The sequence below is a fragment of the Rothia sp. HMSC065D02 genome, from assembly GCF_001815285.1.
GTDB lineage: Bacteria > Actinomycetota > Actinomycetes > Actinomycetales > Micrococcaceae > Rothia > Rothia dentocariosa.
Window position 1 is genome coordinate 382,850 of record NZ_KV820092.1, and the last position, 19,776, is coordinate 402,625.

Annotated in this window: 16 protein-coding genes; 13 read left to right on the forward strand and 3 right to left on the reverse strand. The window is 50.9% G+C overall.

Annotated features, from left to right (window positions below):
* Positions 1–85: 85 nt before the first annotated feature.
* Together HMPREF3016_RS09145 and HMPREF3016_RS09150 are read left to right on the forward strand one after the other, a co-directional pair.
* Positions 86–991 (forward strand): polysaccharide deacetylase family protein, encoded by a 906-nt coding sequence (locus tag HMPREF3016_RS09145; RefSeq protein ID WP_070627850.1) that lies wholly within the window; start codon positions 86–88, stop codon positions 989–991.
* A gap of 69 nt (positions 992–1,060) precedes the next feature.
* The gene (locus HMPREF3016_RS09150; protein ID WP_070741777.1) at positions 1,061–1,708 is read left to right on the forward strand and encodes a DsbA family oxidoreductase; all 648 of its coding nucleotides are present in this window, start codon (positions 1,061–1,063) and stop codon (positions 1,706–1,708) included.
* A 192-nt stretch (positions 1,709–1,900) separates the two neighbouring features.
* Here HMPREF3016_RS09150 and HMPREF3016_RS09155 read toward each other — a convergent pair whose 3' ends face one another.
* The gene (locus HMPREF3016_RS09155; protein ID WP_070627846.1) at positions 1,901–2,857 is read right to left on the reverse strand and encodes a polysaccharide deacetylase family protein; all 957 of its coding nucleotides are present in this window, start codon (positions 2,855–2,857) and stop codon (positions 1,901–1,903) included.
* Between the two features lie 144 nt (positions 2,858–3,001).
* On the opposite strand from HMPREF3016_RS09155, the gene HMPREF3016_RS09160 reads away from it, so the two are divergent.
* From HMPREF3016_RS09160 to HMPREF3016_RS09190, 7 genes are all read left to right on the forward strand, one after another.
* Positions 3,002–3,493 carry a hypothetical protein gene (locus HMPREF3016_RS09160; protein ID WP_048752876.1) on the forward strand — a complete coding sequence of 164 codons (492 nt, stop codon included), beginning with the start codon at positions 3,002–3,004 and terminating at the stop codon, positions 3,491–3,493.
* A gap of 270 nt (positions 3,494–3,763) precedes the next feature.
* Positions 3,764–4,867: an App1 family protein gene (locus HMPREF3016_RS09165; RefSeq protein WP_070741780.1), complete on the forward strand. Its 1,104-nt coding sequence runs from the start codon at positions 3,764–3,766 to the stop codon at positions 4,865–4,867.
* A 789-nt stretch (positions 4,868–5,656) separates the two neighbouring features.
* Positions 5,657–5,884 carry a glutaredoxin-like protein NrdH gene (gene nrdH / locus HMPREF3016_RS09170; RefSeq protein ID WP_004004799.1) on the forward strand — a complete coding sequence of 76 codons (228 nt, stop codon included), beginning with the start codon at positions 5,657–5,659 and terminating at the stop codon, positions 5,882–5,884.
* Positions 5,885–5,953: 69 nt separating this feature from the next.
* Positions 5,954–6,484 (forward strand): class Ib ribonucleoside-diphosphate reductase assembly flavoprotein NrdI, encoded by a 531-nt coding sequence (gene nrdI, locus HMPREF3016_RS09175; protein ID WP_070741782.1) that lies wholly within the window; start codon positions 5,954–5,956, stop codon positions 6,482–6,484.
* On the forward strand, positions 6,457–8,637 hold the full coding sequence (nrdE, locus tag HMPREF3016_RS09180) for a class 1b ribonucleoside-diphosphate reductase subunit alpha (protein ID WP_037230970.1): 2,181 nt from the start codon (positions 6,457–6,459) through the stop codon (positions 8,635–8,637). The genes nrdI and nrdE overlap by 28 nt, the downstream gene beginning before the upstream one ends.
* A gap of 126 nt (positions 8,638–8,763) precedes the next feature.
* On the forward strand, positions 8,764–9,741 hold the full coding sequence (nrdF, locus tag HMPREF3016_RS09185; RefSeq protein ID WP_070741785.1) for a class 1b ribonucleoside-diphosphate reductase subunit beta: 978 nt from the start codon (positions 8,764–8,766) through the stop codon (positions 9,739–9,741).
* Positions 9,742–9,971: 230 nt separating this feature from the next.
* Positions 9,972–10,460 (forward strand): CTP synthase, encoded by a 489-nt coding sequence (locus HMPREF3016_RS09190; RefSeq protein WP_238382356.1) that lies wholly within the window; start codon positions 9,972–9,974, stop codon positions 10,458–10,460.
* 182 nt (positions 10,461–10,642) lie between these two features.
* Here HMPREF3016_RS09190 and HMPREF3016_RS09195 read toward each other — a convergent pair whose 3' ends face one another.
* A complete protein-coding gene (locus tag HMPREF3016_RS09195) occupies positions 10,643–11,023 on the reverse strand; it encodes a MerR family transcriptional regulator (protein WP_048752873.1) in 381 nt (126 codons plus the stop codon).
* Between the two features lie 180 nt (positions 11,024–11,203).
* Between HMPREF3016_RS09195 and HMPREF3016_RS09200 the strand changes: the two genes are divergently transcribed.
* Positions 11,204–12,250 (forward strand): zinc-dependent alcohol dehydrogenase family protein, encoded by a 1,047-nt coding sequence (locus tag HMPREF3016_RS09200; RefSeq protein ID WP_048755300.1) that lies wholly within the window; start codon positions 11,204–11,206, stop codon positions 12,248–12,250.
* 227 nt (positions 12,251–12,477) lie between these two features.
* Entirely contained in the window at positions 12,478–14,190 is a 1,713-nt protein-coding gene (locus HMPREF3016_RS09205; RefSeq protein WP_048755301.1) for a formate--tetrahydrofolate ligase, read from the forward strand.
* 612 nt (positions 14,191–14,802) lie between these two features.
* Here the strand turns inward: HMPREF3016_RS09205 and HMPREF3016_RS09210 are convergent.
* The gene (locus HMPREF3016_RS09210) at positions 14,803–15,576 is read right to left on the reverse strand and encodes an MBL fold metallo-hydrolase (RefSeq protein ID WP_070742060.1); all 774 of its coding nucleotides are present in this window, start codon (positions 15,574–15,576) and stop codon (positions 14,803–14,805) included.
* Between the two features lie 176 nt (positions 15,577–15,752).
* Between HMPREF3016_RS09210 and uvrA the strand changes: the two genes are divergently transcribed.
* On the forward strand, positions 15,753–18,641 hold the full coding sequence (uvrA, locus tag HMPREF3016_RS09215) for an excinuclease ABC subunit UvrA (protein WP_048752037.1): 2,889 nt from the start codon (positions 15,753–15,755) through the stop codon (positions 18,639–18,641).
* Positions 18,638–19,696, forward strand: a complete 1,059-nt coding sequence (locus HMPREF3016_RS09220) for a GNAT family N-acetyltransferase (protein WP_070741788.1) — start codon at positions 18,638–18,640, stop codon at positions 19,694–19,696. Before uvrA ends, HMPREF3016_RS09220 begins: the two co-directional genes overlap by 4 nt.
* The last annotated feature ends 80 nt before the right edge of the window (positions 19,697–19,776 follow it).

Here is a 19,776-nt window from a genome sequence, read left to right on the forward strand (position 1 = left end):
GTTGGGTGGGAATGTTCCCACCCAACTTTATAAGTTATGTAAAAGCACTATGTCTCTGCACGAGAGCACGATAGGGTAGAAGTATATGTACCCATATAAACACCAGAGTCCAAGCAAAGAAACTCCACATCGTAATTCGGCGGATCGTTTCACCCGTATACCACGCCGAGCGGCCGTTTTAGGTATGCTCACCCCGCTTTTGGGTGCAGGCGTGCCTTATGCCGTAACACGAGATGAAAAGGTCGCGGGCATTGAGGAATCAGCATCATGGGTAGATTCGTCCTCTGCATCTTCGGCACCAGCATTAGATTCCTCAGAAGAGGATGACCAGCAGAAAGCGGCCTTGCCGGAGTCGATAAATCCCATAGAGGTGGCGCACCCGTGGGATGAACCGCAAACCGCTTTGGAAGGTGCAGGGAACTATATTGCTTGGACCGTTGATGACGGGAAAAGCCCTGATGTTGTGCGCGCCTATGCAGATTTTGCCGCCCGAACGGGAACCCGGCTTACCTTCTTTATCAACGGGTCATATAACGCTTTTGAACCGAACCTAGACGTTCTTAAACCGTTGGTAGAATCAGGGCAGATTCAAATCGGCAATCATACGTGGTCGCATGCGGCGTTGACTACGCTAGATGATGCAGGAATTGCCGAAGAATTAACAAAAAATGACGAAGAGATACAGCGGCTTTTCGGCGTGTCTTCTAAACCGTATTACCGCCCACCATACGGATACTATGATTCTCGTGTGCTTGAGGCTGCGGCAGGTGCAGGATTCGACAGGGCGGTTCTCTGGTACGGGTCTTTAGCTGATTCTTCACCCATACCTGCCGAAGAAATATACGCATATTCCGAAAAATATGCGAACTCGCAGACTATTCTCATTGGTCATTTGAACTACCCCGGAGTTATTGAAGTGCTCGGTAAGATCAAAATGCTTTTGGACGAACGGAATCTTACCCCCGTAACCTTGCGTGACTATTACGGGTAGAACGTACGCTGGGATAAATTAGTGCTGTGCGAGTTTTACCGGCGTAATTGTTAGTCTCTTGAAAGGTGCATGATGCGTGTAGATATTTGGTCAGATATTGTTTGTCCTTTCTGCTATTTAGGTAAGAGGAATTTTGAAATAGCTCTCGCCCAATTTGAGCACCGTGATGAGGTAGAGGTTCGTTGGCATAGCTTTGAGCTCGACCAAAATGCCCGGGAAGATAATGCTTTGCCGCTTGCTGAACGTATTGCCGCGAAATATTCTCTCAACCTAGAGGAATCTATCGCTACCCAAGAAGGAATAGCAGAGCGCGCCCAAGAAGTAGGCTTGGACTTTAACTGGCGCAACGCAAAGTACGGCAATAGTTTTGATGCTCACCGTATTATTCATCACGCAACTGCACAGGGAAAAGCCGCAGAAGCTCAAGAGGCTTTCAAAAAAGCATATTTTACGCAGGGACGTTCCATTGAAAAACACGAGTCCATTCGGAAGATCGCCGCTGAAATCGGTCTCGATTCACGTCAAGTTGATGAAATACTCGCTGGCGACCACTATGCTGAGGATGTGCGCGCTGACGAACGTTTTGCACAGGAATTGGGTATTACGAGTGTTCCCTTCTTTTTGATCGAGGCGCAGTGGGTTATTAACGGGGCTCAACCACCTGCAGCAATTTTGGAAGGACTCAACCGGGTTTGGGCTGAAACTCACAAGCCCTAAATTATGAGCCCCGTACGACCACACGACTCAAAGCTCTGATGCCTCCAGGGGGGGGCAACCTGCGGATTCGGTGAGCATGGCTGTTCCTATGGCAACCAAAGCAAATGATGCTAGATCAAAACATGTGCCTCTCTAACTGTTTGCTGTACCTACGGTCAAAGATGCACATATTTCTTAAAATCCTGTATGTTTCTAATTTCCGGTGGTGCCAAGGCCAGATCCCGCGGCCGGAGCTGGGGAAGCTGGTTCTTCTTTCTTTTCGTCCTTCTTATCTTCGGGTTTTGGTTCGGAGGCCTTACGTTCTTCCTCGGTTAGCCCATCAAAATAGTCGTTGAGTGTGACCGTGATGAGCTTACGCTCGGCGACTAGCCCAGCAAGACGATCAAGAAGCGGAATAATGGTCGTGAAATTCAGATGCCCTAACAGGATTCGTTGCGGCAGAACGTATTTGAGCGATCGCATATAGATAACACGCGCTGAGGTTTTGGCCTCATCTCCGAGAGTTCCTTCCCACAGCACCGGGCGCGTGTATCCTACGCTAGCGGCTACTTTGAGCACTCGCGCATCATAGCTGCCGTAGGGCGGACGAAAATAGGGCTTTGCCGAGACCCCAAAAACTCTTTGAATCTCAGCTTCGTTCTTCTCTAGTTCGTGCTTAATCTGATCATCTTTGAGAGTTTTTAAATCGGGGTGACTAAAGGTGTGGTTTGCAATTTGAAGCTGTCCGGTTTGCACTAGCGGCTTAAGCACATCAACATTTTGAGTGAACCCCACATAGGTCATATTGACAAAGAAGGTTAGGCGCACACCGGTACGCGCAGCAAATTCTGCGTAGGCTCGAATTGTTTCTGGGCTGACTCCATCGTCAACGGTCCACGCTATATAACGTCCTTCACCCGGCAGGCGGGTCATAGGGGCAGACCACGGCTGTTTCGCAATAGTTGCTACGTTGAAACCTTCATTCGGCTTTGGCGGCGCTGCGGGAGAGAACGTGAGCGACTCAGGAACATTATCCTGTGTTTCATGAGCGGTAGAGGAAAAATCGCTAGTAGTCGCATTAATAGTCTTGGGCGTGGAGGCAAAAATAATCGGTGCTAATGCACCGAGAGAACCAGCGAGAAGCAGACGGCGTGAAGGAGAGTGCGACATACTCTTAAGGATAACGTGCGGTTAGCTCAAGAGATGACAATCGACGCTTTTGCGAAAGTGTCAGATTTTGACTAGTACGAATACAATGCTGAAACCTTGCATCATCTAGCGTTTTCGCCTGTAGCCTACTGTTACCATGGACATATGGTCAAGAAAATTACTCTCGTTGCGGCCGCTTCGGTTGCATTACTCACCGGGTGCTCCGCAGAAGTTGTGCCCGGTTTGTCTCTGAATTCCGCTCCAGACTATGGAAATCGCGGCGATATTACCGTCTCTGCCGAGGTCCTAAACGGCAGTGACCATAATGGTTACAAGGCTCAAACTGGAAAGCTTCGGATCTTTCAAGACGGTCAAGAAATCAATTCGGCCGAGCAGAGTCTAGAAGCGAAAACTAACTACTATCGGCTGACTTCGGCTGATAACCATGAGTTGGCTGGCAAGGTTATTCAGGTGGCTGTTTATGCGGATAACCCTAATGACGTAGTGAAATGCGGTATCAAAGTTACCGGCGAAGAAGAGCCTGTGCACCACGTAGAACAAGCAGAAGGTAAAGGCGCGGCGTACTGCCAGGTAAAACTCAGCTCAGGCCCATTCCAGCTGCATACTGAAGAATCCGGGCAGTCTGAGCATCACTAGAAAGTGGTGAGCACTGAACTGATACTTGTTCCTTCATCGGCTGAGAGTATCTGATCTATCGCACACACTAAATCCGTAGCAGCCCTAACGACGAAAGAGAAGGACTCGGTTTCCACAGTAGAGGGGAACCGAGATCCTTTTCTCTTTAACCCGTCTGAATACCCCCCTGAGAAAAAGGTTGAGCGGCTATGAAACTAATTGATGAGGACGCTTTAGAAGTCGAACTTGAAAATAGGGTGTTTTATTGCAAGATATGGAAAACTAGAAAGCATGGAGAATCTAGGCTCACAAGAATTGCGCAGCGTGGTCACCGAAGTTGCAGGTGAAGCCGTTAACCTAGGGTATCGTATGGGCGATGCCGTGCATCGTTGGCGTGAACAGCGAGCTGTGGCTCACGGGCGTGAGCCTATTGTGGTGCCTTCTGAAGGATATGGACGGGTAGCCACAGATACTGAATCCGGGTGGGTGCGTATTCTTGGGCGTGCCCTCTATAAGACGGCTGCTTTTGAAAAACTCCTGCATGTGGTGGAAGGCACCGAAGATACCGATAACCCGACGCGCGGGTGGCGGGCTTTTACCACCGTTGCCATGTCGGATGTGTATGTGACTATTCTTATTGCGGGGCATACGTTTGAGGTACAAACCGACCGTGGTGGAGTGCTGGATGTGCGCCTTGACCTAGACTTACCGGCCGGAATGCATAAGGTCATCATGTATGTACCGGGTTCCCGCGCCGTTGAAACTAACGTTTATATCGTTCCGGAATCCCAGAAAATCGGGGTTATCGTAGACGTCGATGATACCGTTATGGTGACTATGTTGCCGCGTCCTCTTGTCGCTGCGTGGAACTCTTTTGTACTGGATGAGCACGCGCGCATTCCGACCCCGGGCATGGCGGTGCTCATGGACCGCATTCATCGAGCACATCCTCAGGCACCTTTTATGTATCTTTCCACTGGCGCTTGGAATATCACACCGACACTGCGTCGCTTTCTGACCCGCAATGGCTACCCGCGTGGAACCTTCCTATTAACAGACTGGGGGCCAACTCCTGACCGCTGGTTTAGGTCGGGGTCCCAACACAAAGTGAACTCTCTAAAACGACTTGCCCAAGAATTTCCCCAGATGCGGTGGATTCTTATCGGCGACGACGGACAGCGTGACCCGGATATATACAACGGATTTGCGGTGCGCTACCCGCAGAACGTCGCCGCTATTATGATTCGTAACCTCACGGTGGGGGAGAGCGTTCTCGCCTCTGGGCGGGTCTGGAGCGATCAGAGAGCGCAAAAAATGACAAATTCTCCATTGTGGATGGAGGCGAATGACGGGCATACATTGAGCCGACTGCTTCGTGACCGAGGACTTCTCTAAACACGTATTAGGTTATACATCTGTATGGCTGTTCTCTGTAGCGTGGGGAAGAGCTGACCTCATCTTGAGGGCTGGCAGAGGAAGATCAACTATTGAGACAGTAGATCATTACGCTTATCCACAGGCGAACTGTACTGACCTCATACGAGATGTGGGTTTTAATGGGTTTGACGATTTCTTTCACAAAAACCCAACAACACGCCGATCATCTGAATGTTTCAAAAATTTCTTAATCACATCTTTGCCATACTCTCAAAAGCCATAAAAAACTTCCAACACGACGCATGTAGGTGGATTCCAGTCGAGTTTTTCAGCCTCGTTCCGCAGAGAATCAAGGAATGGGTATGAAAGCTTAAAAATCAAGAGGGAAACAATGCCAGAAATCTCACACAAAGGCCTGTTCGCCCTGAAAAAACAGAACAGATTTTCAGTTTAAAAGAGCGATGCGCGTTCCGCTCATAGAGCCGATATGTGGATAACTCTGTATTGTCCGCAATAATTAGCGGAATTACACTCTCCTGAGGTGTGGATAAACTGAATGTCCTTGTGCTCGCGTGTGGGTTTCTCGAACAAAACATCCACACCTCACCACAGCATCTTGTGTCAGAGAAATTTTCAGACACAACATGTAGTATTAATACCCGGCTCGATTCTTTGCGCGGCCGATGACGAAATGCTTCCAGCCTTCTGGAGCTAAAGGAAGTCTCATCGAGCACAAGAATTCTCTGCCTTGCACACAAAGTATTCACGCAATTACGCCCCGCCTGGGGGCTGACAAGGAGAAAACCGATGGTAGTTACCGTGTACACCAAACCGCAGTGCGTTCAGTGCAACATGACCTACCGGGCGCTAGACGCCAAGGGCATCAACTACGACAAAGTAGACATTACGGAAGATTCCCGAGCGCTAGAGATGGTTAAGTCCCTCGGATACATGCAGGCACCGGTCGTCATCGCCGGTGAAGAGCATTGGTCAGGATTCCAGCCTGACAAGATTAACGCGCTTGCATTAGCATAGGCGGCAGCGTCAAGCACGACTCAACCCACAGAATTTCCGTGGGTATTCGATCGTGGAGTAAGGAGAAATATGAGCACCCCCCTCGCGCAAAATCCTACGCATGAGAACGCTGAGATTCAGAAGATTATTCTTCAGGCACGTGATGCCGCTGAGGTCCGAGCGACTCAAAGCTCGTTGGGTAAGGATTCGCCGCTCGTTGTCTACTTCTCCTCAATTTCAGGCAACACTCATAAGTTCGTTGAGAAACTACGGGCACGGAACGTGCGCCTTCCTCTGCGAACTAAGGATGAGACTCCCGTTATGCACGAACCCTTTGTGCTGTGCGTACCCACATACGGGAAGCCTGAAGGTGCAGGCAATGTTCCCCCGCAGGTCGTCAAATTCCTGAATAACGAAGAAAACCGTCGCCAGCTTCGCGGCGTTATCGGATCGGGAAATACAAACTTCGGATCTCTCTTCGGAATCGCAGCAGATATTGTGGCGAAGAAATGCGATGTTCCCTTGCTCTTCAAGTTCGAGCTTATGGGAACCCCCTCAGATGTCGAAAAAGTAAACAAAGGATTGGAAGAATTTTGGACGCAAAACTGCCTTCAGCGCTAGAGACTCTCGGTGCCGGACACAGCTCCAAAGCGGTACCTGACAAGTTCAAAGGTATGAGTTACCACGAGCTGAACGCTTTGCTGAATCTCTACGATGAAAACGGCATGATCCAATTTGACGCCGACCGTCAAGCCGCACGTCAGTATTTTCTTCAGCATGTTAATAACAACACGGTTTTCTTCCACGATCTCGAAGAAAAAATCGAGTACCTGATTGAGAATCAGTACTACGAGCCGGAACTCTTCGACCGGTACAGTTTTGACTTTGTGAAGTCTCTTTTCAAACGTGCCTATGCTGCCAAGTTCCGTTTTCCCACCTTCCTAGGCGCCTTCAAGTTCTACACTTCCTACGCGCTCAAGACCTTTGACGGTCAGCGTTACCTGGAGCGTTTCGAGGATCGTGTATGCATGGTGGCTCTGCTTCTTGCTGAAGGCAATGGAAAACTTGCAGAAGAGATCGTAGATGAGATCATTTCCGGTCGTTTTCAGCCCGCAACCCCGACCTTCCTGAACGCTGGTAAGAAGCAGCGTGGTGAGCTCGTTTCCTGCTTCCTGCTGCGTATTGAGGACAATATGGAGTCGATTGGCCGTTCCATCAACTCTGCCCTGCAGCTTTCAAAACGTGGAGGTGGTGTTGCGTTCGCCCTCACGAACCTACGTGAGTCTGGGGCTCCCATCAAGAAGATTGAGAACCAATCATCCGGTGTTATACCTGTGATGAAGCTCCTTGAGGATGCGTTCTCATATGCAAATCAGTTGGGTGCTCGTCAGGGTGCAGGCGCGGTTTACCTGCACGCGCATCACCCCGATATTTATGCTTTCTTAGATACTAAGCGTGAAAACGCGGACGAGAAGGTGCGCATTAAGACCCTGTCTTTGGGCGTTGTGATTCCTGATATCACCTTCGAGCTGGCAAAGCGTAACGAAGACATGTATCTGTTCTCGCCCTACGATGTAGAACGTATCTACGGAGTAGCTTTCTCAGATATCAACGTTTCTGAGAAGTACTACGAAATGGTGGATGACTCGCGGATTCGCAAGACCAAGATCAACGCGCGCGAGTTCTTCCAAACTATTGCTGAGGTGCAGTTCGAGTCTGGGTATCCCTACGTGATGTTTGAGGATACGGTTAACCGGTCTAACCCGATCGAAGGCAAGATCATCATGTCTAACCTTTGCTCGGAGATTCTGCAGGTTTCAAAGCCGTCGATTTACCACGACGATTTGAGCTACGCCGAAATTGGGAAAGATATTTCGTGCAACCTTGGGTCTCTCAACATCGCAATGACCATGGACGGTGACGACCTAGGGAAAACCGTTGAAACCGCTATTCGTTCGCTTACCGCAGTTTCCGACCAATCCGATATTCGTTCCGTGCCGTCTATCGAACGCGGTAACGATATGAGCCACGCGGTCGGTCTGGGGCAGATGAACCTGCACGGGTACCTGGCGCGTGAGCACGTTTACTACGGTTCCGAAGAAGGTCTGGACTTCACCAATATTTACTTCTACACGGTGACGTACCATGCTATTCGTGCTTCCATGGAGATCGCCAAGGAGCGCGGCGTGACCTTTGAAGGGTTTGAGAGTTCAAAGTACGCTAACGGTGAGTTCTTCGCCAAGTACATTGAGAAGGAATGGGAACCGCAGACCGAACGGGTGCGTGAGCTGTTTGCTAAGCATCATATTCCGACCCGCGAAGATTGGATTCAACTTGCCGCCGATGTAGCCCAATACGGCATGTACAACCAGAACTTGCAGGCCGTTCCGCCCACCGGGTCTATCTCGTATATCAACGGTTCGACTTCTTCGATCCACCCGATTGCTTCTAAGATTGAGATTCGTAAGGAAGGTAAGCTGGGGCGTGTCTACTACCCGGCACCGTTCATGACGAACGATAACCTGGAATACTTCCAAGATTCCTATGAAATTGGGTACGAGAAGATCATTGATACCTATGCCGTGGCAACGCAGCATGTGGATCAAGGTCTGTCTTTGACTCTCTTCTTCCGAGATACTGCGACCACTCGCGATATTAACCGTGCCCAGATTTACGCATGGCGTAAGGGTATCAAGACTATTTACTACATTCGCCTGCGTCAGATGGCTCTTGAAGGCACCGAAGTTGAGGGCTGCGTATCCTGCATGCTGTAAATGAGTCAGCATCTTACGGGTTTCGGGGTGCAAGAGGTTCTTCTTGTACCCCGAAACAGACTCGCTTGGTAACTTAGAAAATATTACATGCCTGTGTGGGCGTGACATCCAATCTGGGAGATACACATGAGTGAAAAAGTGCACCTCGTCGACCACCCGATTGAGGCTATTAACTGGAACCGTCTTGAAGATGATAAGGATCTTGAGGTATGGGACCGTTTGACCGGTAACTTTTGGTTGCCTGAAAAGGTTCCGCTGAGCAATGATGTTCCCTCATGGAAGACCTTGACGGCAGAAGAAAAAGAGTTGACCATGCGTGTTTTTACGGGGCTGACTCTGCTGGATACTATTCAGGGCACCGTTGGTGCTGTGTCTCTTTTGCCGGATGCAGTCACTGCGCACGAAGAGGCCGTATACACCAATATTGCCTTCATGGAGTCGGTGCACGCTAAGTCGTATTCTTCGATTTTCTCGACTCTGAGTTCGACTAAAGAGATTGACGATGCCTTCCGTTGGGCTTCCGAAAATGAGCACCTGCAGAAGAAAGCGAAGATTATTCTCGCACACTACACGGGGGATGATCCGCTCAAGAAGAAGGTTGCCTCTACGCTGCTGGAGTCCTTCCTGTTCTACTCAGGGTTCTACTTGCCCATGTACTGGTCGGCACACGCTAAACTGACGAATACCGCCGATCTGATTCGTCTGATTATTCGTGACGAGGCTGTTCACGGCTACTACATTGGCTATAAATTCCAACGTGGTTTAGCAAAAGAGAGCCCGGAACGGCAGGCAGAACTTAAGGAGTACACCTTCAACCTGCTGTACGAATTGTATGAGAATGAGGTAGCTTACACGCATTCACTCTATGACGGTGTGGGCTGGAGCGAAGACGTTAAGAAGTTCCTGCACTACAACGCGAATAAGGCTCTCATGAACCTGGGGTATGAAGCGATGTTCCCCGCGAGCGTGACCAATGTTTCGCCTGCCATTTTATCGGCTCTTTCGCCCAACGCCGACGAGAACCACGACTTCTTCTCGGGATCTGGCTCATCTTATGTGATCGGTAAAGCCGTGAACACTGAGGATGAGGACTGGGATTTTTAGTCTCAAAAACTGATCCTGAGATCAGGAAGATATAACTTTAAGAAACCCGTATATTTCCTTGAAAACATAGGGAATATACGGGTTTTGTGCGTCAAATTCAGGGGAGTCTAGGAGACTCGTAAAAATTTTTTTAAATCTTGGGTGTGTCATCTTTATGTAACTCTTCACTTGAGATTTAAAAACTTATAGGGTGGAGGTGCAAACAATTGTCGAGCAAAGGAGCGATGCTCATGTTTAAGACTACGCTGTCAGCCGTTCGGCGTGCCACCTTGGTCGGGGTCGGTGCCGTCTCTCTCGCGTTGGGCGCTTCGATGCTGTCCGCCCCCGCAGCTTCTGCCTATGTGCAGGCGTTCGTTCCGGTCATTCCTCCGGCAACTAGCTCGGATGCAGGTATCTCAGCTCCGGCAGTACATGATTCGAACTCCGTCCCCTTGGAACATGAACATGTTGTTAACTGGTCGGATTATGAGGTGACGGGTGATCATGAGATTACCTTTAGCGTACCGACCGGTACCGCAACTTGTTTTGATGTACGTGCCGAAGCTGCTGAAAGTAACGGTACTCTCCACGTGGCCACTGTTGAGGGCTCCGTGCTTGGAGCGCCCGATAAGTGCACCATGGAAGGGCGCACCGTTAAGGTAAGGGTTTACACCAATGCTCCTGCATCGTCCTTGAAGGTGCAGCAGCTTCCTGCATCGCAGGTAACCCTTCATGAATAAGAAGAAGATCCAGCCTGTGTAAGGTGGCGAGATCCAATGCTAGAGAGTATCAAAAGATAGCTTGGGTAGACGGGTCTTTCACACATACTCTCTGAGAGGAATAATGATCGGGGTACCTCACCTAAAATGGTGTGAGGTACCCCGATTTATATTCGATATTCACTAATAAATTGAGCGCTAGGTTATGCATGCTTCTTATTCTCTTGCGCCATTAAATCTTGGTAGTACGCAATTTTTCGGTCCACAAAATCAATCCTTCGCTGAGCATCAAGTAGCTGCTGACGGGCAACGTGTGCGTAATATTCGATAATGTGTAAACGCTCCGATGCTGTAGACACGCCACGACGGCTGAGGTCTACATAGGCTTTGACATCGTTAATGCTCATACCGCATGCACGTAAGCAGTGAATCGTTTCAAACCACCCCACGCATTCTTCGGTGAAAACACGCCGTCCATGTTCATCTCGTTGCACAGTGGGAATAAGGCCTTTGTCGCTGTAATACCGTACCGTATGCGGGCTTATGTCAAGCTTTTCTGAGATTTCTTTGACGCTGTAACTCATAATTCCAGTATCTCACGGCACCCCAAAGGTATAAGATACTAAGTTTTATTCTCAAAAATAGATGTGGAATAACATAGCTTTTATCTTCCATGGTGCTTGCTTTCGAGTAACTCGAAGGGCGTACTCTAATACAACGACTGGTTAAAACCTAAAGAATTTACATGAAAGTGAGTACAGCTAATGCGTTCAGTAATCATGGAAGCCCCCGGTAAGGTCGTCGTCAACGAAGTTGAGAAGCCGACCTTGCTCGAACCCACCGACGCCATCATCAAGCTCGCAGCATCCTGCATCTGCGGCTCCGACCTGTGGCCCTACCGCGGCGCAGACGCAGAGCCCGTCGACCACAGATCAATGGGCCACGAATACATCGGCGAGGTCGTAGAAATCGGCTCCGAGGTCACCACCGTAGCCCCCGGCGACTTCGTCGTAGGCTCCTTCTGCATCTCCTGCGGCGAGTGCGAAATCTGCACCGCAGGCTACCCCTCCCGCTGCCTCAAGGCAAGCGCAGCAGGCGACGCCTTCATCGGTATGCGCTCCAACGGCACCCAGGCAGAATACGCCCGCATACCCTTCGCAGACGGCACCCTCGTCAAGACCCCCGCAACCCCCACCGAAGAGCAGATCCCGCACCTGATGGCGGCGTCCGACGTGCTCGGCACTGGCTGGTACGCAGCAGATGCAGCGAAGGCAGGCCCCGGCAAGACCATCGTGGTTGTTGGTGACGGTGCAGTCGGCCTGAGCGCAGTCATCGGCGCTAAGCAGCTCGGCGCGGAGAAGATCATCATCATGTCCCGCAACCCTGAACGTCAGGCGCTCGCTAAGGCATTCGGCGCAACCCACATCGTGGAAGAGCGCGGCGAAGAGGGCATCGCCAAGGTTCTGGAGCTCACCGACGGTGTGGGCGCACACGGCGTCGCGGAGGCTGTTGGTAACCAGCAGTCCTTCGACCAGGCACTCGGTTGCGTGCGCCACGGCGGCTACATCGGCTTCGTGGGTGTGCCGCACGACAGCGCCATCGGCACCGATAATCTCTTCTTCAAGCAGGTTCACCTGGAGGGCGGCCCCGCCCCCGTGCGCAAGTACCTGCCGACCCTGATTGACCTGATTTACAAGGGTGAGATTGAACCCGGTAAGGTCTTCGATCTAGTATTGCCCATCGACGAAGCTCCCAAGGGCTATGAGGCAATGGATCAGCGTACCGCGACCAAGGTGCTGCTGACGATGTAGTAACTATATTTACTGTCGAGCGAAGAAACTCCTGCGAGCATGAACAACTGAATCATGAGCGTGGGAGTTGCTTCGTCTTTGACCTGGGAACATTGTGTCAAGAGACCTTCCGCAAGATGGCATATTTTCCTCGCCGTATATCTCACATATAAATTTAGGCGACAATCCGTGAGCTAGAGCATAGAATGGGATATGGAACTGTTGGTTTCTACTTGTTAAGGACAATGATGACGAACAAGCCTTTCCCTTCCGACCTCGAAATTGCTCTCGCTGCTGAGCTTAAGCCCATCACCGAAATAGCCGCCGAGAACGGCATCAGCGAAGATCGTTTGGAGCCCTACGGTAAATATGTTGCCAAGGTCCTGCTCGACGAAAGCACCAACGCAGAAACCGCCCAAAAGCGCGGTTCCAAGTACATTGTCGTTACCGCTGTAACTCCCACACCGCTCGGCGAAGGTAAGACCGCAACCTCTGTCTCGCTAGCACAGGGATTCGCCCAGACCGGACGTAAAGCTGCGCTGGCGCTTCGCCAGCCTGCCATGGGACCAACCTTCGGTATTAAAGGCGGTGCCGCTGGCGGCGGTTATTCGCAGATAGTTCCCATGGAGAAGCTAAATCTGCATCTGACCGGTGATTTCCACGCCGTTACCGCAGCCCACAACCTTTTGGCCGCCATGATCGATAACCACCTGCACCAGGGTAATGACCTGCGTCTCGACCCCCGTGCTATCGAGTGGCGCCGCGTTATCGACATGAACGACCGCTCCCTGCGCAACATCGTAGTCGGTCTGGGTGAGCGTATTGACGGCGTGCCCCGACAGACCGGGTTTGATATTACCAGTGCCTCTGAAATCATGGTGATTCTTTCGCTGGCAACCTCCTTTGAGGACCTGCGCAAACGTTTGGCGAAGATTGTTATCGGTCTGAACTACGATGGTGAGGCAGTCACCGCCGCCGATTTGAAGGCTGATGGCGCAATGGCTGTTATTCTGGCGGATGCCATTAACCCCAACCTGCTTCAGACTCTCGAACACACTCCGGCACTTATTCACGCGGGACCCTTCGGGAACATCGCTACCGGCAACTCCTCAGTTGTCGCTGACTACGTTGGCTTGGAATACTCCGACTACGTGATTACTGAGGCAGGTTTCGGTGCAGATATGGGTGCTGAACGTTTCTTTAACGTTAAATGCCGAATCTCAGGGCTGAAGCCTGATGCCGCTGTGCTGGTTGTCACCGTACGTTCCCTCAAATCCCACTCTGGGCTGTACAAGATCGTACCGGGCAAGCCTCTGCCCGAAGGCATGCTTGAAGAGAACCCTGCCGACGTTGAAGCAGGGGCTACTAACCTGAAGAAGCACATTGAGATTGTGCGTAACTTCGGTGTGCAGCCGGTGGTGGCTATTAACGCGTTCCCCACCGATTTCGATTCTGAGCATGAAGCTATTCGCCGTATTGCCGAAGAGGCTGGCGCTCGCGTAGCTATCCATCATGGTGTTGCTGAGGGTGGCAAGGGTACGATTGACCTGGCAAATGTGGTTGCTGAGGCTTGCGACGACGTTTCGAACCTGGAGTACACCTATGATCTTGAGGATTCTCTCGAAACTAAGCTTGAGAAGGTTGCTACTAAGGTTTACGGGGCAGACGGTATCTCGATTGCTCCCGCAGCGGCAAAGCAGCTTAAGCGTTTTGCCGATCTGGGGTATTCGCATCTACCTGTGGTGATTGCAAAGACCCACCTGTCGATCTCTTCTGATGCTTCCCTCAAGGGTGCACCCACCGGCTGGACTTTGCCTGTGCGCGAGGTTCGTCTTGCCGCAGGTGCCGGTTATGTTTACGCTATTTGCGGCACGATGCGCACCATGCCCGGTCTGAGCAAGAGCCCTGCTGCAGAGCGTATTGGCTTTGATGAAAACGGTACGATGATCGGTCTTTCGTAGTGGTTTCTGGGTCATATTTCGCCCATAAAAGACGAAGGCAAGCTTGATAAGGTGCCGTGGGCATCCTCGTTATGTTGGGATGCGCACGGCACCTTTTCTGTGTCTTCGCGGGCTGTACCGAGGGGTAGTTTTTACCGATTTCGTGTGTGTTGCGAAAAAACCATTCAAACAGACCAATTGGTGTATAGAACCCGCATGATTACGCGGGTTTAACAATACTGTTATTTAGGGGTATACCTTGAAAAATGGCTGTATGACGCGGAACTTCCAGAAAAAAGTTTTAGTGATTTACGCCATACAAAAATCAATAAAATCTCGATTGGTATTTAAATGCCCTGCTTTCATGCGGGGTAAAAATAACAGAATGGTTACAAATATGCGCTCAGCTTATCTAAGGTTTTTGGAGAGTGAAAACCATGTAGAAAACCGACCCAAAAGTAGGCTAAACTTGAGTTATCAAGTGATCGAAGGTTTCATGAATTGTCCTCGAGTTGCTTGTGTTTGAGTGAGTGATAGATACCCCCGGGTGTCATAAAACGACCGCGCTATGGTAGCGCGGTCGTTTTGTTTAACCAGACTTGTGCTGCTAGAAAGCCTACAGGATGTACTGGGCTACCAGCCCCGTGAACCCCATTCTTCAAGGTGCGGACGCTCGGTGCCTAATGTTGTGGAACGCCCGTGACCCGGAAGCACAATCGCTTCATCATCAAAGTTTCCAAAGAGCTTTTCAAGAACGTTTGAGAAAAGTTCGCCAAACTGCGCGGGAGAATCGGTCTTGCCTACGCCGCCGGGGAAGAGCGCATCGCCGGTGAAAAGCAAGGTAGCAGGGGAGTCATCTTCCCATGTGGTCTGCACAGAATATACGATGGATCCAGGAGTATGCCCGGGAACGGAAATAGCGCGCACCTGCAGCTCTGTATCGCAAAAATCAAAAACTTCGCCGCCGTTTAACTCGTTTTCGACCGTGAAATTTTCTTGCGCACGAATGGCCTCGGCGTCCGCGGATCCTGCATAAGTAATGGCACCGGTGAGAGATTCAAGCTCGCGCAGAGCACGAATGTGGTCCCAGTGCCCATGGGTGACCATAATACCCGTCACGCCAAGAGCACGGCGGGGGATAGGTTCGAAATCTTCTTCAGATTCGAGAATGCGCACTCGGCGGTCGTTCTCTTCTGTAAGGGCTAGGTTTGGACAGTCCTGCATGATTGCCTCAAGCGTGAAGGTATACAGTGCTTCCGCATCATAAGCGGGATCGATCAGCATTTGCTCACCAGTATGGCGAATCGTGATCAGGTAGACGCTGTTATCCATGTCTGAGACGCTTAGGGCACGTACCGTAAATTCCGGATTTTCGAAGATAAGAGTTGATTCGGGATAAGTAGCCATATATCCAGTGTACTGATGCGGTGTATATCCCGTTTCTAGCGGCAGGTATAAGGGGGTAACGGGAATGAAAGTCACCAGGAAAAAGTTCGCCACGAGTCAAACCTGCATCATAAAGCATGCTATCCCCGCCGAAAGAGCGTAGAATGTAGATTCGAAGATAGACGAAAGGATTTTCGATGCCTCCCCGCGCTGGATCAGCAACCACCCCTTTGCAGTCAAACGACTTGAGTAGCATTCGTGTGCAGGGTGCCCGTGAGAACAACCTCAAAAATGTTGATCTTACGATTCCACGTGACGCAATGGTAGTTTTTACGGGTCTATCGGGATCGGGTAAATCTTCACTTGCTTTTGACACCATCTTCGCAGAGGGACAGCGCAGGTACGTTGAATCACTATCTTCCTACGCACGTATGTTCCTTGGGCAGGTAGATAAGCCTGATGTTGATTTTATTGAGGGGCTATCGCCAGCGGTCTCTATCGACCAGAAATCTACTTCGAAAAACCCGCGGTCGACGGTAGGCACCATCACCGAGATTTACGATTATATGCGCCTGCTGTGGGCCCGTGTAGGACGTGCGCATTGCCCTGTCTGTGGTGAAGAAATTACCAAGCAAACCCCGCAGCAGATTGTCGATGCACTGCTGGAATACCCCGAACGTACGCGTTTGCAGGTTCTTGCCCCCGTGGTATCAGCTCGCAAAGGTGAGTTTGTTGATCTGTTCAAAGACTTGGTGACACAGGGCTATTCGCGTGCCCGGGTGGACGGAAAAACAGTTCAACTCTCGGATCCTCCTAAACTAGCGAAACAATACAAACACACCATTGACGTTGTGGTAGATCGTATCGTGATTAAGGAGGGTATTCACCAGCGACTGACCGATTCCGTGGAGACCGCACTCAGACTAGCCGATGGCCGCTTGCTCATCGAATTCGTAGATGTACAGGCAGATTCACCCGAACGCACCCGAACATTTAGTGAAAACCTTGCCTGCCCCAACAATCACCCCCTGCAGGTGGACACTATTGAGCCGCGTGCCTTCTCCTTCAACTCGCCCTTCGGCGCATGCCAAGCTTGCGATGGTATTGGTTCCAGGCTTGAAGTTGATGAAGATCTTTTAGTACCCAACCCAGACATGACTCTGGGTGAAGGTGCTATTGCTCCGTGGTCGCAGGGAAAATCTACCACCGAGTATTGGCTGCGTCTTCTTGCAGGTCTCGGCGAAGAGCTCGGATTTGATCTTAACACTCCGTGGAAAGATCTTCCTGCCAAAGTTCGCAAAGCAATTCTGGAGGGCAAAGATTTTAAAGTTGAGGTCTCGTACCGCAACCGTTTTGGACGCGAACGCCGCTATACTTCCGGGTTTGAGGGTGTTAAAGCCAATATCATGCGTAAACATCAAGAAACTGAATCTGATTTTGCGCGTGATCGCTACGAACAATATATGCGTCAGGTTGCATGCCCGGTATGTCACGGTGCGCGGCTGAACCCTACTATTCTCAGCGTCAAAATTGAGGGTAAATCCATTGCGGATGTAACCGCTATGCCACTTCGTACCGCCTTAGATTTTATGCGCGCCCTAAAGCTGACTCCTCGTGAGGCTAAGATTGCCGACCAGGTACTTAAAGAGCTTGATGCACGCTTGCAATTCCTCTTGGACGTAGGGCTCGATTACCTGACGTTATCACGCTCTGCTGGCACGCTTTCGGGCGGTGAGGCCCAGCGCATACGACTGGCAACCCAGATTGGCTCCGGGCTCGTTGGCGTGCTTTATGTGTTGGATGAGCCCTCTATAGGTTTGCACCAGCGCGACAACCGACGTCTAATCGATACCTTGACAAAGCTACGCGATATGGGAAACACCCTCATCGTAGTGGAACATGACGAAGACACGATGCGGGAAGCCGACTGGATTGTTGATGTCGGACCAGGTGCGGGCGAACACGGCGGTGAAATCGTCCATTCGGGCACTTACAAAGAACTTTTGTCCAATAAAAAGTCGATAACCGGTGATTATATGGCGGGTCGGCGCTCTATTGAAGTTCCAAAGAAACGCCGCCCACATGACCGTAAACGTGTGTTAAAGGTCTATGGAGCTCGCGAGAACAACCTCAAAAATGTTGATGTTACCTTCCCCCTAGGTGTTTTTACCGCGATCACAGGCGTATCGGGATCGGGTAAATCAACCCTCGTGAACGATATTCTCTATACCTCACTGGCGAATAAACTCAACGGTGCAAAACAGGTTCCAGGACGGCACAAGAAGGTAGACGGTCTGGAACATCTGGATAAGGTTATTCACGTTGACCAATCGCCTATTGGGCGTACTCCGCGGTCGAATCCTGCGACATACACCGGCGTGTTCGACCATATTCGTAAGCTCTTTGCCGAGACGAATGAGGCTAAAGTGCGCGGATATACGCCCGGGCGGTTCTCGTTCAACGTTAAAGGCGGTCGATGCGAAGCATGCTCGGGTGACGGTACCCTCAAGATTGAGATGAACTTCTTGCCGGATGTGTATGTGCCCTGTGAAACCTGCCAGGGAAAACGCTATAATCGCGAAACCCTCGAAGTGCATTACAAAGGTAAGACTATTTCTGATGTGCTTGAAATGCCGGTGGAGGAAGCTGCAGAATTTTTTGCGGCCTTCACCCCGATCGCTCGGCACTTGAACACGCTGGTTGATGTGGGGCTTGGCTACATTCGTCTAGGGCAGCCCGCAACCACGCTTTCAGGTGGTGAGGCGCAGCGCGTGAAACTTGCCGCAGAGCTGCAGAAGCGTTCTAACGGTCGTTCGATCTATGTGCTTGATGAGCCTACAACGGGTCTGCATTTTGAGGATATCCGTAAGCTCTTAACTGTGCTTCAGTCTCTCGTTGATAAGGGCAATACCGTTATCACAATTGAACACAACCTTGATGTCATTAAATGTGCCGACTGGATTATTGATATGGGTCCGGAGGGTGGCGATGGTGGAGGCACCGTAATCGCCGAAGGAACGCCTGAAGACGTCGCACAGGTTGAGGAATCTCATACCGGACGTTTCATCAAGGAACTTTTGGTGTGAGTCATATTTCAGGTAATCATCCGCGAGCGCAAATGCGCGGTGCTGTAACAACTCTCGACAGAGTACGCCATATTCTTGCTGCTCAGTTAGAGGCAGATTTCTGTTTACCTGCGGGAGCTATCTCTCAAGCACAGAATCTGGGTGCTGAGGTCTTGAGTGCACTGCAGCTTCCAGCGGAAGAGATGAGCGCATCCCGCCGCCGCAACGCTGATACCTGGGAACTTCGGGTAGGTAACTATCTGGGCGTGGGGTTGCTTTGCGCAAAGTATCCCCGGGTTTTGAAAACGGCCACTGAGTATATGCGTGGGGATCTCTCAAATTGGCTGGGCGATTATGCACCGTTACGCCAGCTGAATGAACTCTTGACCCCTTACAGCCAGCAGGTGAGCGGAACAAGCGTATATTACACGCCTTCACGCAACCTGCTTGAATCTGTGGTTCCGCCGGATGTTCCGGCGCAAGAGGTTAAATGCGCGGTACCCGGAATCGGCATGATGCGCCGGGTGGATAGCGGGGCGCTTCGCGAATCCTTACGGCAACATATTTGCAGTCTTCACACGGTGACGAAAGTACCGAACGCCTCGGCAGATGCTTTAGGGGCAGATGAAGATGATACGGCGGTTTCGGAATTCTCGGTGCGAATAGAGTTCCTTCAACCCGAGCAGTACGAGCGTTTTCGTGGCGATCCACGGTATTCGAACGCCTTAGGGTTTAGCGATCGTCGCCCCGATATTATGGTCCTTGCCGCATTTGACCCTGACGCCGCCACTGCTTTGGCAGATCCTTTAGCAATGGCGGGTGCAAGCGACGATTCGCCACTGATGCGTCAAATCGGTATTGATGTGCTGCCACAGGTACGACAACGAGGGCTTGCTACGCATCTTGTATATGAACTTTCCCGAATGGTTCTTGCCGATGGGCGTGTTCCATTTTATGGAACCAGTCCTTCACATGTGCTCTCACAGCGCGTGGCTTTGGCAGCCGGATTCATCCCTACATGGTGGGAGTTTGTCTCAACGAGCATGCACGATATGCCGCTCGATGAAGCATCGTAAGGTTCGTAAATTTTTGGTGAGAGTCAGAGAATTTCAGTGAGCGCCCACAACACGGGGGTGGTCTTTCGGAAACTTACCCG